This window comes from Nocardia yamanashiensis, assembly GCF_021183565.1.
Taxonomy (GTDB): domain Bacteria; phylum Actinomycetota; class Actinomycetes; order Mycobacteriales; family Mycobacteriaceae; genus Nocardia; species Nocardia yamanashiensis.
Window position 1 is genome coordinate 3,117,339 of record NZ_CP089226.1, and the last position, 13,996, is coordinate 3,131,334.

General features: G+C 68.8%; 13 protein-coding genes. 7 read left to right on the forward strand and 6 right to left on the reverse strand.

Translation table 11 applies throughout. The features are described 5' to 3' along the window. Positions 1-41: 41 nt before the first annotated feature. The 4 genes from LTV02_RS15190 (at position 42) to LTV02_RS15205 (ending at position 4,515) form a co-directional block, all read left to right on the forward strand. The gene (locus LTV02_RS15190; protein ID WP_233040605.1) at positions 42-1,451 is read left to right on the forward strand and encodes a serine/threonine-protein kinase; all 1,410 of its coding nucleotides are present in this window, start codon (positions 42-44) and stop codon (positions 1,449-1,451) included. A 50-nt stretch (positions 1,452-1,501) separates the two neighbouring features. Further along, positions 1,502-2,281 (forward strand): M50 family metallopeptidase, encoded by a 780-nt coding sequence (locus LTV02_RS15195; protein WP_233040606.1) that lies wholly within the window; start codon positions 1,502-1,504, stop codon positions 2,279-2,281. 114 nt (positions 2,282-2,395) lie between these two features. After that, positions 2,396-3,205 (forward strand): SAM-dependent methyltransferase, encoded by an 810-nt coding sequence (locus tag LTV02_RS15200; RefSeq protein WP_233040607.1) that lies wholly within the window; start codon positions 2,396-2,398, stop codon positions 3,203-3,205. 38 nt (positions 3,206-3,243) lie between these two features. Beyond that, entirely contained in the window at positions 3,244-4,515 is a 1,272-nt protein-coding gene (locus LTV02_RS15205) for a sensor domain-containing diguanylate cyclase (protein ID WP_233040608.1), read from the forward strand. Here the strand turns inward: LTV02_RS15205 and LTV02_RS15210 are convergent. After that, the gene (locus LTV02_RS15210; RefSeq protein WP_233040609.1) at positions 4,512-5,303 is read right to left on the reverse strand and encodes a phosphatidylethanolamine N-methyltransferase family domain-containing protein; all 792 of its coding nucleotides are present in this window, start codon (positions 5,301-5,303) and stop codon (positions 4,512-4,514) included. The two genes, LTV02_RS15205 and LTV02_RS15210, sit on opposite strands and share 4 nt — an antisense overlap. A gap of 124 nt (positions 5,304-5,427) precedes the next feature. Between LTV02_RS15210 and LTV02_RS15215 the strand changes: the two genes are divergently transcribed. Continuing rightward, positions 5,428-6,432, forward strand: coding sequence for a TY-Chap domain-containing protein (locus LTV02_RS15215; RefSeq protein ID WP_233040610.1), 1,005 nt, complete (start codon positions 5,428-5,430; stop codon positions 6,430-6,432). Here the strand turns inward: LTV02_RS15215 and LTV02_RS15220 are convergent, their stop codons facing one another. Further along, a complete protein-coding gene (locus LTV02_RS15220) occupies positions 6,433-7,899 on the reverse strand; it encodes a cytochrome P450 (RefSeq protein WP_233040611.1) in 1,467 nt (488 codons plus the stop codon). A gap of 92 nt (positions 7,900-7,991) precedes the next feature. Here LTV02_RS15220 and LTV02_RS15225 point away from each other — a divergent pair, with 92 nt between their 5' ends. Continuing rightward, positions 7,992-8,639 carry a TetR/AcrR family transcriptional regulator gene (locus tag LTV02_RS15225; protein WP_233040612.1) on the forward strand — a complete coding sequence of 216 codons (648 nt, stop codon included), beginning with the start codon at positions 7,992-7,994 and terminating at the stop codon, positions 8,637-8,639. 10 nt (positions 8,640-8,649) lie between these two features. On the opposite strand, the gene LTV02_RS15230 is transcribed toward LTV02_RS15225, so the two are convergent. The 3 genes from LTV02_RS15230 to LTV02_RS15240 all read right to left on the reverse strand — a co-directional run bounded on the left by LTV02_RS15230 (position 8,650) and on the right by LTV02_RS15240 (position 12,051). Further along, the gene (locus LTV02_RS15230; protein WP_233040613.1) at positions 8,650-9,969 is read right to left on the reverse strand and encodes a phytoene desaturase family protein; all 1,320 of its coding nucleotides are present in this window, start codon (positions 9,967-9,969) and stop codon (positions 8,650-8,652) included. Positions 9,970-9,990: 21 nt separating this feature from the next. Beyond that, complete coding sequence (locus tag LTV02_RS15235) at positions 9,991-10,854, reverse strand: SDR family oxidoreductase (RefSeq protein ID WP_233040614.1); 864 nt, start codon at positions 10,852-10,854, stop codon at positions 9,991-9,993. 288 nt (positions 10,855-11,142) lie between these two features. Then, on the reverse strand, positions 11,143-12,051 hold the full coding sequence (locus tag LTV02_RS15240) for a Gmad2 immunoglobulin-like domain-containing protein (protein ID WP_233040615.1): 909 nt from the start codon (positions 12,049-12,051) through the stop codon (positions 11,143-11,145). A gap of 67 nt (positions 12,052-12,118) precedes the next feature. On the opposite strand from LTV02_RS15240, the gene LTV02_RS15245 reads away from it, so the two are divergent. After that, positions 12,119-13,117: a 1-aminocyclopropane-1-carboxylate deaminase/D-cysteine desulfhydrase gene (locus LTV02_RS15245; RefSeq protein ID WP_233040616.1), complete on the forward strand. Its 999-nt coding sequence runs from the start codon at positions 12,119-12,121 to the stop codon at positions 13,115-13,117. A 7-nt stretch (positions 13,118-13,124) separates the two neighbouring features. Here LTV02_RS15245 and LTV02_RS15250 read toward each other — a convergent pair whose 3' ends face one another. Beyond that, the gene (locus LTV02_RS15250; protein ID WP_233040617.1) at positions 13,125-13,916 is read right to left on the reverse strand and encodes an SDR family oxidoreductase; all 792 of its coding nucleotides are present in this window, start codon (positions 13,914-13,916) and stop codon (positions 13,125-13,127) included. Between the last annotated feature and the right edge of the window lie 80 nt (positions 13,917-13,996).

Genomic DNA, 13,996 nt, shown 5'->3' on the forward strand with positions numbered 1-13,996 from the left:
TTCCCGGTATCGTCGGCGCGGGATCGAATGGGGAGGGACCGTTGAGCGGACAGCTCCGGCCGGGTGTCGTCTTCGCGGACTACCGGATCGTGCGACTGCTGGGCTCCGGCGGGATGGGCGAGGTGTATTCGGCCCACGACCACAATCTCCCCCGGCTCGTCGCCTTGAAGGTGCTCAATCGCCGAGCCGCCGCCGACGAGGTGATGCGGCGGCGTTTCCAGCGGGAGGCGAACACCATTGCGCGCCTGTCCCATCCGCATATCGTGCCGATCTTCGCGCGCGGTGAGGAAGACGGGCAGTTGTGGATCGCGATGGCCCACATCGACGGATCGGACCTCGCCGGACAGATCGCCCGGGGGCCGATGGATCCCCGGCGCGCGCTGACCATCATCGCCGATGTCGCCGCGGCGCTGGACCATGCCCACGACCGCGGCGTGCTGCACCGGGATGTGAAGCCCGCCAATATCCTGCTGACCGCGAAACCGCGGGAATGGGCGCTGCTCACCGATTTCGGCATCGCCACGTCGATGCACGATCGGCGCGGGCTCACCGAGACCGGGCAGTTCCTCGCCAGCTTCCGCTATTCCGCGCCGGAGCGGTTCCGCCGCGAGTCAGAACTCGACCGGCGGACCGATGTGTATTCGTTCGGTTGCACGGTGTTCGAAATGCTCACCGGCAGACCGCCGTTCCACGGCGAGGATCCGCTGCAACTGATCTACAGCCATCTCGAGGAGCCGCCGCCCGCGCCCAGTGCGCTGCGGCCGGACCTGCCACCCGCGCTGGATCCGGTGCTCGCCCGCGCGATGGCCAAGCAACCTGCGGACCGGTTCGCGACCTGCGCCGAATTCTCGGATGCGGTTGCGGCGGCCCTCGGTGCGCAGCGCGCCACGAAAGCGGGCCGCCGCACACCGATCGCCCGGCTGGGCCGTGGTGTTCGTACCGGCACGCGGTGGCGTGGGCCGGCGGTCCTCGCGGTGGCCGGGCTGCTGATCACAGCCGGTGTGACGGTGGCGCTGGTGGGGATGCCGTTCGCGGAGGACAACGCCCGACCGCCGGCGACCACCGGCCCCTCGATGCTCTATTGCCCCCAGCATCGCGGTCCCGAGGTGTTGTCGGGGACCGGTCCCGGCAGCACAGCCAGCGGGCCGGATGTGGTCCTGGCGTTCCAGTACGCCTACTACACACTGCGTTCCGGTGCGGCGGCGCGCGAGGTGGTCGCCGAGGACGCAACGAACATCTCGCCGGCCGAGAAGATCCAGAGCGCGATCGACGTCATGCCCGAGGGAACCCAGTATTGCGTCCAGATCACTCCGGTCAGCGGGAGCACCGACAGATGGACGGCTCGTGTCACCGAGCAGCGCCCTGATTCCCTGCCGGAGACCTACTGGCAGACCGTCACCACCCGGACGGTCGGTGATCGCACGCTCATCACCCGCATCGACGCCAACTAGCGACCCGCGATGCGGTGGTCGTTCACAGCGTCGGCCGCTAATCTGCGGCGGTGAACACCGCAGAGTTCGTGGAACGGGGCAGTTCGATCTGGGAGCGGGTGACGGGGACGCAGACTCCGCCGCCGTGGCAGTTGGTGGTGGGGACGGGGGTGGTGGCGCTGGTGCTGGTGGCGTTCCGGCCCACCTGGCGGCTATTGCGGAATATCGTGACCATCGCGCACGAAGGTGGGCATGCGTTCACGGCGTTGCTGACGGGGCGGCGGTTGAACAGTATTCGGCTGCATTCGGATACCAGCGGGCTGACGGTGTCGAGCGGGAAACCCTATGGGCCGGGGATGATTCTGACCACGGCGGCGGGGTATCCGGCGCCGGCGTTGGTGGGGCTGGGGTACGCGGCGCTGCTGGGGGCGCATCGGATCACGTTGATGCTGTGGCTGACGATCGTGCTGCTGCTGATCATTCTGCTCAAGGTGCGCAATGTGTACGGGGCGCTGTCGGTGCTGATCACGGGTGGGATCGTGTTCGCGGTGTCATGGTTCGGGACCGATACGGCGCAGGCGGCGCTGGCGTATCTGGCGGCCTGGTTCCTGCTGCTGGCGGCGGCGCGGCCGGTGGTGGAGCTGCAGCGCAACCGGGCGCACGAACCGAATTCCGATGCCTTCCAGCTGGCCCGGCTGACCCGCATCCCGGGCATCCTGTGGGTGCTGGTGTTCGGAGCGATCGCGGTGGGTTCGCTGCTGTTGGGCGGACGGCTGCTGCTGGCCGATGTTCGGGACCTCCCCTGGAACGAGAACGGTATCGCTGCAAGCGTTCTGGAGAACGGCGGCTAACATCTGGACTGCACCGTCCGGATGATCGGGAACGCGGGATCGGCCGGATCGATTGCGGGCCCGCCTCCCGAGACAGTCGGCCGGGTTCGATTCGTTGTCGCAGGAGGGTTTCGGATGGAAAGACCGGCGTGGGCCCCGGAGGGCGTGGACATGACTCAGGCGAGTCCGGCGCGGATGTACGACGCGCTATTGGGGGGCTCGCACAATTTCGAGGTCGATCGCCAGGCCGCGGAAATGGCCAAGAAACTGGTGCCGGATCTGCCGCGGGTGGCGCTGAGCAATCGCGCGTTCCTGCGCCGGGCGGTGCGGTTCCTGGTGGATTCGGGGGTGCGGCAGTTCCTGGACATCGGCTCCGGGATTCCCACCGCGGGCAATGTACACGAGATCGCGCAGGAGCTGGATCCGCAGTGCCGGGTGCTCTACGCCGATATCGATCCGGTGGCGGTGGCGCACGCGCGCACCATTCTGAGCGGCAACGACCGCGCCGACGCCTTCGAAGCCGATCTGCGCAAGCCGGCCGATCTGCTCGAACGTGCCAAGGCCACCGGCCTCATCGACGTAGACCAACCGGTCGGCGTCCTGCTGGTGGCGGTCCTGCACCTGGTCGCCGACGAGGAACGCCCCGGCGAACTCGTCTCGGCCCTGCACGACGCCGTCCCGCCCGGCAGCTTCGTCGCCATCTCCCACCTCACCTCCGCCACCCGCCCGGAGGACGCGGCGAAACTGGGCAACAATGCCGCCCAGCAGAACAAGATCGGTATTCACTTCCGTTCCCGCCCCGACATCACCGCCTTCTTCGATGCCTGGACCCTGGTCGAGCCCGGCGTGGTGGAATTGCCGCAATGGCGTCCCGAATCCGACCGGGACCAGCACGAGACACCGGGCCGCTCGCTCGGTTTGGCGGGCGTCGGCCGGAAAGACTGAGCAGGCGAATCGAGTTCGCGGCAAAGGGGGTGAGACCGGTGGGAGCACACGAGCTGGCGGTGCGCTGGGCCGACATGCTGGACGGCGCGGTCGCGCCGACCTTGACCCGGGACCAGGTCGAGGAGCTGCTCACCGGTTTCGCCCCGCGCCTGCTGGCGGCGGTGCGCGGCGCCGAGGGCATGTCCGCCGCCCGTGAAGCCGCCGCCGCCCTGGTGGCCGCCAACTATCGCGATCCGCTCGCCGTGCACCGCTCGGTGCTGGTGCTGTGCAAGGACCTGGTCACCGCCGCCTGCCCGGACCAGGACTGCGCCGACTACTGGCCGGTGCGCGAGCGGGCCATCGAACTGGCCGCCGAATTCGCCGCCGAGTTCAGCGCGGGCCTGCGCAGCGCGGCGCTGGCCGAGCACGAGACCACTCTGACCGCCGCGCTCACCGCGGTCCGCGAGGCCGAGGCGCGAAGGCAGTTGTCCGAGGCCCGATTCCAGGCCATCTTCGAGGGCGCGTCGGTCGGCATCGGCACCATCGACGTCACCACCGGGCTGGTGGTGGACGTCAATCAGGCGATGGCGGACGCGCTGGGCCGGCCCGCCGCCGATATGCCGGGCCGCTCGGTCGCCGACATTCTCGGCCCGCAGAACCTCACCGCCGCCTTCGAGCAATTCCAGCGCCTGCTGGCCGGTTCCATCGACCGCTTCCGGATCGAGACCGAGCACGCCCGCCCCGACGGCGCCAAGACCGTGGTGGACCTGTCCATGACCGTGGTCCGTGACAGCGCCGGCGCACCCCGCTTCCTGATCGGCGTCACCGTCGATGTCACCGAGCGCAAACAGCTGGCCGATCAGCTCTGGCACGACGCCCACCACGATTCGCTGACCGGCCTGCCCAACCGCCTGCTCTTCTTCGATCGCCTGCACGCCGCCAGCGGTCAGGTCGGCGTCTGCTACCTGGATCTGGACGGCTTCAAGGAGATCAACGATCAGCGCGGCCACACCGCGGGCGATCAGGTGCTCTGCGATGTGGCGGCCCGGCTGCGCGCCACCCTCCCGGACAAGGCGGTGGTGGCCCGCCTCGGCGGCGACGAGTTCATCGTGCTGATCGAGAACTGCTCCGGCCCAGCCGAACTGGACGATGTGGTGGAGCGGCTGTTGAGCGCGCTGCGGCACCCGTTCGATGTGGCCGGGCTGGCGGTGACGGTCGGCGCGAGCATCGGCACCGCCCTGGTCGATACCGATGCCACCGCCATCGACGAGCTCATGCACGCCGTGGACAGCGCCATGTACCGGGACAAGGCGCTGCGGCACGGTCGTTAGATCACGAACGGCACCAGGGCTTTTCGATCGGCCGGGTAGTCGGGGAACTTCTCCTGGTACCACTTGTGCGTGGCGAAGGCGCGCGGCACCAGATTGCCGAAGGTGATCAGGAAGATGATCACGCCCGGCAGTGCCCAGGTCAGCAGCGCGAACCCGGCCCAGGCCAGCAGCTCGCCGAGATAGGTGGGGCTGGTGACGAACTTGTACCCGAGCCCGAACGGGATCTTGTATTCCGCTGCGCCCGGGTTGTTCTTGTCACGCAGGTTCCGCACGATCGCCTCGGAACTGGTCAGCAGGGCGAATCCACCGAGGTAGACGACCAGGCCGACCAGGAATCGCGGATCGGTCAGCCACTCGGTTCCATACTGTCCGAAGTAGTCGTGGCTGAAGAGCGCACCGTTCAGATACCCGTGCAGCGAGGTGACGAGCATGCCCATGCCGAGTACGGATACATTGAAACTGCTTCGTTTTCCGGGTACTTGGCGAATGGAGAGGGGGAAGAACCATCCGCGATTGGCGTAGTGCAGAATCCAGATGGCCGCCAGCACCAGCGATGTCGGCTCGAATCGGTTGGGCCCGGTCAGGTACGCGACGGCGAACACCACGGTGGCCGGAATCTCCATGAGCCACCAGCCGAGCTTCGGATTGAGGTTCAAACCGAGCTTGGCGGTGGCGAAGCGGCCGTACGGGCTTTGCGCGAACAGTCCGCCCACCAGCACGAACGCGGTGAACGCGAGCGCGATCGTGAGCACGGTGTCGTAGACGGTATTGCCGGTGTACCAGTGCATTCGTGGTCCTTCGTCGTAAAAACTAGAACAGGTTCTACCATGGCGGCGGCCTCGTCCGATACCCGTGGCCGGGCATGGGCCAGAACCGACGGGTAGGTTGGCTAGAACCCGGAGGGAGGCGTTAGTGGGTGCAGAGGGTTGGGAACTGCTGCTGAAGTCGATGCCGAATTTCCTGGAGGAGGACGTCGAGACCGGTGAGCCCGGCCTCGAATGGAACCCCCGTTTCATCCAGGTCCGCGACGAACACAGCGGACGGCACGTGCATTTCGCGCAGCAGGGCAATGACATCGACGTCATCATCGCGGTGCCCGACGACGCCGCGGACGCCGAGCAGCTGCTGGCGATCCTGCAATCGGAACCGGACGGGGTGTGGGATCCGGTACCGCTGCCGTTGGAATCCGATTCCACCGCACCGGATCCGCAATGGCGGGCCGTGCAACGGGTCCGGCAGCAGCCGCGACTGGCGCGCGAATGGGGCACCGGATGGCGGCGCGGCGCGCCCCTGGAGCACCGGCGGCGGATCGCCGATTCGGTGGTGACGGTGCTGCGCGAGGGCATGAGCGTAGGCGCGGACTCGCTGCGGCTGTGCGCCTGGAATCTGGACGCCCCCGAACCCGGCGGGCACGGCCTGGCCTCGGACCGGCCGAGCGAACGCGGCGCGCCCGTATCCTGCACGGACTGGGCCGATTTCGAGGCCCGGCTGAGCTGGGCGCTGACCACGCTGCCCTGGGACGGCGTGATCAATCTGAGCACCCCGCATCCCGGACCGGACCCGTGTTTCATCCAATTCCTGCACGGGCGGCAGCTGTTCAACGAGGCCAGCGGCTGGGATGTGGCCGGGTTGGGCGCGGGCGAATTCGACCGGCGCATGCGGGATCTGGGCTGGAGCTTCGCCCCGCACAGCGTGCCGGGCGGCGCGGCGCTGATCTGGGAGGGGCCGCTCGCCCAGGCCGGTTACAACCCGCAGTTGCGCGGCGCGCCCCGGCGCACGGTCACCACCTTCCGGGAGGTGTTCGCGGTGGGCCATCCGCAGGATCTGGTGTTCCGGGCCTTCCGCAACGGCCGCCGCCGCGATCCCGAGCTGCGCTATCTGGATGTGGAGCTGGGCATTCCGCGCGATGTGCGGTGATCAGATCCGTTCCAGCCGGACGGGCAGGCCGTCACCGGGTTTCGGCCCGGTGCCGGCCACCAGCGGCACCCGGTACCCGTCGGGAACGCTCCAGCGGTAACCCAGCAGCATGCGGTGCAGCACCGCCTTGACGGTCATGCCGCCGAAGTAGCGCCCGATGCACTTGTGCGCGCCGCCGCCGAACGCCGGCCAGGCGAAGCGATGCGATTTGTCCTCGGCGCGAGCGGGTTCGAAGCGGCCCGGGTCGAAAACGTCCGGGTCGTGCCAATACTCGGCGGAGCGCATCAGGGTGTGCGGCCCGGCCATGAGCAGCGTGCCCTTCGGAATGTAGTGTCCCTGGATCTCGGTGTCCGCGATGGCCTGCCGCACCAGCTGTCCCACCGGTGCGTGCATGCGCAGAATCTCCCGGAAGGCCAGGTCCAGTCCGGGCAGCCGGTCCAGGTCGGCATAGTCGAGCGCGGGTTTCCCGAGGGCGCGCGACTCCGCGCGCAGGCGGTCCTGCCATTCCGGCGCGCGGGCGAGTTCGTAGCCGAGCATCGAGATGGCGATGGTGCTGGTGTCGTGCGCGGCCATCATCACGAAGATCATGTGATCGATGATGTCCGCGTCGCCGAACGAGTCCCCGTCGTCGGTCTCGGCACGGCAGAGCACGCTGAACAGGTCGTCGCCGTCCCCGGCGCGCTTGGTGCCGATCTCGCGCCGGAAGTACTCCTCGAGCACCCGCCGCCCGCGCAGCCCCCGATGCCACACTCCCCCGGGCAGATTGGTGCGCACGATGGCCTGCCCGCCGTGCACCGCGGCTTCGAAGGCCGCGGAGAGCCGGGTGCCTTCCGGCCCCAGTTCCGCTCCCGCGAACACCACGGTGGCCTGTTCCAGCAGCAATTCCTTGACCCGGTCGTAGAGCAGGAATCCGGAACCCGGCTCCCAGGCGTCGATCCCGCGCACGATGCGCGGCGTGGTCAGATCGAGATAGCCGATGAGCCGGGTGCGGGTGAACGCCTGCTGCAGGATCCGGCGGTGGTAGGCGTGTTCGTCGAAGTCCCGCAACAGGATTCCGCCCTTGAAGAACGGGCCGATCAGGAATTCCCAGCCCTGCTGCGCGGAGAACACGTGGTTGCGATCCAGCAGCAGGTCCTCGACGGCGGCGGGGCTGAGCAGGCCGACGATGGGGCGGCCGAATCCGCCCATCCATTGCACCGGGCCGTAACGCGCGGTGCGTTCGCGCGCGAAACCGATCGGGTCGGCGAGATTACCGAGAATGTGGCCGATGCCGGGCGGTCCGAAATCGCCCATGACGGGCCGTAATCCACTGCCCGGCGGCGGGTCGGCGAGCGCGCGCGGCGGCGACGGATAGCGTTCGAGCAGCCGGTGCGCGCGTTTCTGGATCCGATGGTTCAACCGCGCACGCGCGTGCGGGTCACGCAACGGCGCGGGCAACCGGAAATCCGAGGGCACAAGGAGATTCATCGTCGGTCTCCCTTCGGGACACCATTCCACGGTATCGGAAACAAGTGTTTCCGTAAACGGTTGTTTCCGGACTTCTGTGTCAAGCTGGGTGGGTGACGCGCGCTTTTCAGGGGACCTATCGCGGCACCTCCACCGACGAACGCCGGGAGCAACGCCGCCGGCGGCTGCTGGACGCGGCCCTGGAGATCGTCGGCACGCAGGGGCTGGCCGCGCTGACCGTGCGCGGGGTGTGCGAGCAGGCGCGGGTGGGGCCGCGGTTCTTCTACGAATCCTTCCCGGATCTGGACACTCTGGCGGGCACTTTGCTCGACGAAGTACAGGAGGCGGCCCTGGAACAGGCGCGCTCCACCATGGCGGCCACGCCCGGCGATCCGGCGACCAAGATCCGCGCGGGGGTGGCGGCGCTCATCGTCGCGGTCACCGACGATCCGCGGCGGGCCAATATCGCCTTCGCGCAGGCCTACGGCAGCGCCGAGCTGATGCGCCGCCGGTTCGAGGGCATGCGCAAGGTCGCGCAGGTCATCATCGAGCAGACCCGGCTGCTGCTGGACATTCCCGAGGGCGACGACACCGCCATCACCGCCCTGGCGCAACTCATCACGGGCGGCGCGGCGGAATTGATCCTGGTGTGGCTGGACGGTGGGCTGAAGGTGGAGCGGCCGGTGCTGATCGAGATCGTGGCGGACTACGTGGTGGCCATGGTGGAACGGCTTCCCGGCATGGCCGAGAAGCTGTCCTAGCCATCGCGATTCAGGAACCCGCCACCGCGATTCCGGGTCCGCCGGCGCGGCGATGGATCTCCTCCGCCACCAGCCGCGCCGTTTCGGCGCAGGCGCTGGTGCCGCCGTCGGTGTATTCCTTCACCGCGTCGCCGACATTCCACAGGTTCGGGATCGGCGTCTCGCGCGGCAGGTCGTAGCCGGGGACGGCGCGCTGGGGCGGCCAGTCGTCCCGGGTGACATTGATCGACAGGATGCGCGCGGCATCGAATCCGGGTAGTTGTTCGCGCAGATCCTGTAGCACCAGCGCGGTTTCGGCGTCGGCGTCGAAGTCGCCCACCGACGGTTTGGGCACCCCGCTGCCCACGTAGAGGTGCCAGCCGTCGGGCGCCATCTCCGGGCAGGTGGCGGTGAAATTCGCGACGTAGCAGAGCCTGCGGGTGCGCGCGAAGCCGAGCAGGCCCGGCGCGGTCACCAGGGGTTCGCGGCTGGCGAAGTTCACCGAGATCATGGCGCTGGGCAGGTCCCGTTGCAGCACCGTGCCGACGTAGTCCGCCGGGAAGTGCTCGAGCCCGACCAGGTCCAGGGTGGCCGACGGCCCGATATCGCTGACCGCGAAACGGCAGGCGATGTCACTGATCTCGGTGCCCTTCCGGATCCTTGCCCCGACGATCCGGCCGTCCTCGACCAGTAACCGCTGCACTTCGCTGTCCAGCCACACCGCGCCGCCGTCCCGCTCCACCGCCTCGGCCAGCGCCCGCCACACCCCGATGGTGCCCTGCGGGCAGAAGCCGAACTTCTCCAGCGCCGGTTTGTGCGTGAAGTAGTTCAGGAACACCCTCGCGGGCAGTTCCTCGGAGCCGACGGCGAAGACCGAACCGCACATATTGCGGAAGATCCCCAGCACCGCTTCGTTCCTGGTGTACCGCCGCACCCATTCGGCGGTGGAGAGTTCCCGGCCCGGCTCGTCGCCGGCGTGCGCGGCGTCGAGCTCGTCGAGCAGTTGCGCGCCCTGCCGGGCCAATTGCGCCAGCAGCAGGCCCCAGCCGCCACTGGTGACATCCACATCGCGGCCGCCGATCCGGTACAGGATCGGCGGGTCCGCCGGTCGCACTTCGAATTTCGCGCCCACCTCCGCGAAGGTTTGCTCGGTCACGCCGCCGAGCTCGATGACGATAGCGCCGTTGTTGACTGTGAAACCGTCGATCAGGTCGGTGGAGGCGCGTCCCCCGACCCGGTCCAGACGTTCGGCCACCAGGGTGCGGTAGCCCAGGTGCGCGAGCCTGGCGGCGGCGCACAAACCGCCCGCCCCGGCTCCGACAACAACTGCGTCCCAACTGTTCTCGCTCATGGCGAGGCTCCTCGAGATTGCTCAGCCCACGGGGTTCGCCCCGGGCTGTGCGTCGGACATATCGGTGATGCGACTCCAATTCTCCCGCACCTCTTCCACCGTGGGCACCTCCGGAAACAACACCGGTTTGCCCGCGAACAACTGCACCCGCTGCACGGTGCCGCCGCCCACGATGAGCACCAGCCCGGTGTCCTCGCACTCCTCGCTGACCAGGTATCCGACCACCGGGGCGACGTGGGCGGGCGGGAGCTTGCGCAGCAGATCGGCGGGGGCGATATCGGCGGTCATGCGGGTGGCGGCCATGGGGGCCACGGCATTGACCGTGATGTCGTATTTGCGGCCCTCGATGGCGAGGGTGTTCATCAGCCCGACCAGTCCGAGTTTGGCGGCGCCGTAGTTGGCCTGGCCGAAATTGCCGAACAGGCCGGAGGTGGAGGTGGCCATCACGACCCGGCCGAAGCCCTGCTCGCGGAAGTACCCCCAGGCGGCCTGGGTGACGTGATAGGCCCCGTACAGGTGCACGCGCAGCACGTCGTCCCACTGCTCCGGGCTCATCTTCGCGAAACTGGTGTCGCGCAGGATGCCGGCGTTGTTGACGATGCCGTGCACCGCACCGAATTCGCGCACCGCGGCGTCCACCAGTGCGCGCGCACCGTCGACGGTGGCCACGCTGTCGTAATTCGCCACGGCCGTACCGTCTTCGGCGCGGATCTCGTCCACCACCGTGTCGGCCATATCGGTGCCGAACCCGGTGCCGTCGCGTTCGCCGCCGAGATCGTTGACCACCACCTGCGCGCCCTCGCGCGCCAGCAGACGCGCGTAGGCGCGGCCCAGGCCGCCGCCCGCTCCGGTGACGATGACGACTCGATCGGTCACGCCAGGCATGATTCTCCCTGCGATAGAGTGGGTTTCGGGAGGGCCGAACGACACGCCGGGACAAGGGATTTCGGGCGATGCGGGTATGCGGGACCGGTTCCGCGGTGCTGACACGCGGTAACCGTGGTTTCGTCGCTGCCGACCACCAGTCCGTGCACGGCGGTCACCTTCCTTCGATTCCACGGTACGCGTTCCGGAATGGCGACTCGCCGGTTATGCGTGGCGAATTGCCTTGTACCGCCGGACACTCCGGGACGGGAGCGCGGTAACCAGCGCGAGGTGCGGCGAGAGGGCGGGTCAGCAGCGCACGCCGGTGAGCGCGAAGCGTTCCACCTCCTGTAGATGGCCGCCGGTGGACACGGCGATGGTCAGTGCGCCCGGGCAGGTCGCCGCGAACGGCACCGTCGCCGTCCACGGGCTGTCCTGGCCGCCCGCCGGAATGCCACCGGCCTCGCCGGCCGGCCGGGTTGCGTTCAGTTGCAGCACCTGGACGCGCAGGCTCTCGTCGACGCCGGTGATGCGACCGGCAACCGCCACGGGCGCGGTGATCTGGGCACCGTACTTCGGGGCGGTCAGGGTGAGCGTGCGATCCTCGGTACCGACGACCTCCCACGGCGCGTCGTCACCGGCGCCCAGCTTGGCCAGGTGCAGCACGGCCGCCGGGACGGGTACGGCGTTGGGATTGTCGAAACCGACTGTTACCCAGGCCTCGTCACCGCGCACGGTGGTTTGCAGGACCTTGTCGACATCGGTGTAGCCGAGGTAGCCGGTCGTGAAACTCTGTGCCGTGGCCGCGGCATCCAGGTGCCAGGGCTGATGCCCGCCGTCCCGGTAGGACCGCTGCCATTCGGCCGCCGCCGCGACATCGGCGAAAGGCCAGAGCGGTTGGTAGGCGAAGGTTTTCGGGCCGGACGTGGGTGCGGTGCTCGCTCCCGGATTCGTCGCCGACGTGGCGGGACCGGCGGTGCCCGGCGCTGACGTACCGGCGCCGGACGCGAAAGTTCCGGGCGCGGGTCCGGTGCCCGAGGTGGTGACGGTGCGGTCGGCCTGGCCGGTGGTGGCCGTGCCGGTCGACTCGTCGCCGCTGTCGCGGATCACCGCGAAATACAGCGTGACCGCGAGGGCCAGTACCACCGCCGTCGCGGCGATCACCAGCCCCGATATCGCCGGCGGCCGGCGGCCGGGCGGCGGGGAATTCGTGCTCATGATCCAGCATGCCCCCGTTCCGTCCCGGACGCTCGTCACGGAACTGGACAGTCGATATGTTGAAGTGGTGACGCCGTATCTACATCAGCTCCACCCAGCGCTCGCGGACACCCTCCCGCATCTCGCGCTGAATGCCGAACCCACCCCGGTGCGGCGGCTGACCTCGCTCGATCCCGCCGGATCCGAACTCTGGATCAAGGACGACAGCGCCTTCGGCGACGGCGGCTGGGGCGGCAACAAGGTGCGAAAACTGGAGTGGCTGCTGCCGGATGCCCGGCGGCGCGGGCGGCGGACCATCGTCACGGTGGGCGGGCTGGGCACCAATTGGGGCCTGGCGTGCGCGCTCTACGGCCGCGAACAGGGCTTGAAAACCGTACTGGCGCTGGTCGATCAACCGGTGGACGACCATGTCCGCCATCAGCTGGAGCGGCTGCGGGCCTCCGGCGCGAAGCTGTGTTTCACCCACTCCAAACTGCGGACCGTACTGGCCGCGCCCTACATCTTGGCGCGTGGTTTCTCCGGCCGCACCCCGCCCTATCTGCTGCCCGCGGGCGGCTCCTCCCCCGTCGGCGCGCTCGGATACGTCGAGGGCGCTTTGGAACTCGCGGCGCAGATCCGGGCGGGCGAGCTGCCCGAGCCATCGCATATCGTCACCGCGGTGGGTTCCGGCGGCACGGTGGCGGGGCTGTCGCTGGGGTTGCGGCTGGCCGGGCTGTCCACGCGCGTGGTCGGCGTGGTCGTCAACGACACGCTGCGGCTGGACGCGCCGACGTTGACCAAGCTGGCGAATCGCACCGCGGATCTGCTGCGGGCGCGCGGTGCGGCGATTCCCGAAAGCGTCACCGCCGCAGACAATCTCGAGATCGTCACCGACTGGCTGGGTCCCGGCTACGGGCAGCCGACGCCCGAAGCCGCTACCGCCCAGACGCTTTCCGCCGATCTGGAGCATCTCACCCTGGAGCCGGTGTACACCGCGAAGGCCATGGCGGCACTGCTCGATCTCGATGCCCATCGGCGGCTGACGCCCGGGCCCGTCGTCTACCTCAATACCAACGGGCCCCGCTGAGCGGCGATCAGACGGTGACGGCGAGCTTGCCGGCCAGGAACTCTTCCCAAGTGCGCACGCCGACAGCGCGATCCAGGTTGAGGTTGCCGCCCTCCTTGTAGGCGCGCGCGGCCTTACCCGGCGTCTTGACGGTGACGATCGGCTTGCGCTTGCCCAGTGCGTCCAGGTAGCCGCGCAGCAGTTCCTTCATGGTGTACACCTTCGGGCCCGCGATATCCGGGACCAGTCCGGCGGGCTCGCCGAGCGTCAGCTCGACCAGACGCGCTGCCACCTCACCGGTTTCGATGGGCTGGAAGCGGAAGTCGAAGGCGGGCACCACGGGCAGCTTGCCGAGTGCCTGCGCCATGGTGAACAGCAGATCGTGGAACTGGGTGGCGCGCAGGATGGTCCACGGCAGGCCGGACTGCTCGACCACGAGTTCGGCGTCCCGCTTGGAGGACATGTAGCCGAGCATGGCCTTGTCCAAGGCGCTTTCGACGGGAACCCGCTCCGCGCCGACCACCGAGATGTAGATCAGGTGCGGGGCCGCGCCGGTGGCCCGGATGGCCTCGACCAGGGTGCGGGCCTTGTCGCCGTCGCCCTTCTGGGTGCCGGCCAGGTGCAGGACGGTGTCCACCCCGGCCACCGCGGCCGCGACGCCCGCACCGGTCTCGAGATCGCCCGACACGTATTCGATGCCGTCGGCGGTGCGCGCGGTGCGGCTCAGCACGCGCACCGTCACGCCCGCGTCCAGCAGCAGCGGGGTCACGTGCTTGCCCAGTGTGCCCGTGCCGCCGGTGACCAGAACCGTCTTCGCCATGATGATCAACTCCCTTGTCGCCGAGTCCGCGACGCCGTGTTCCGGCGTCCTGTCTGGTTGACGACGTGGGGGCCGGGAGT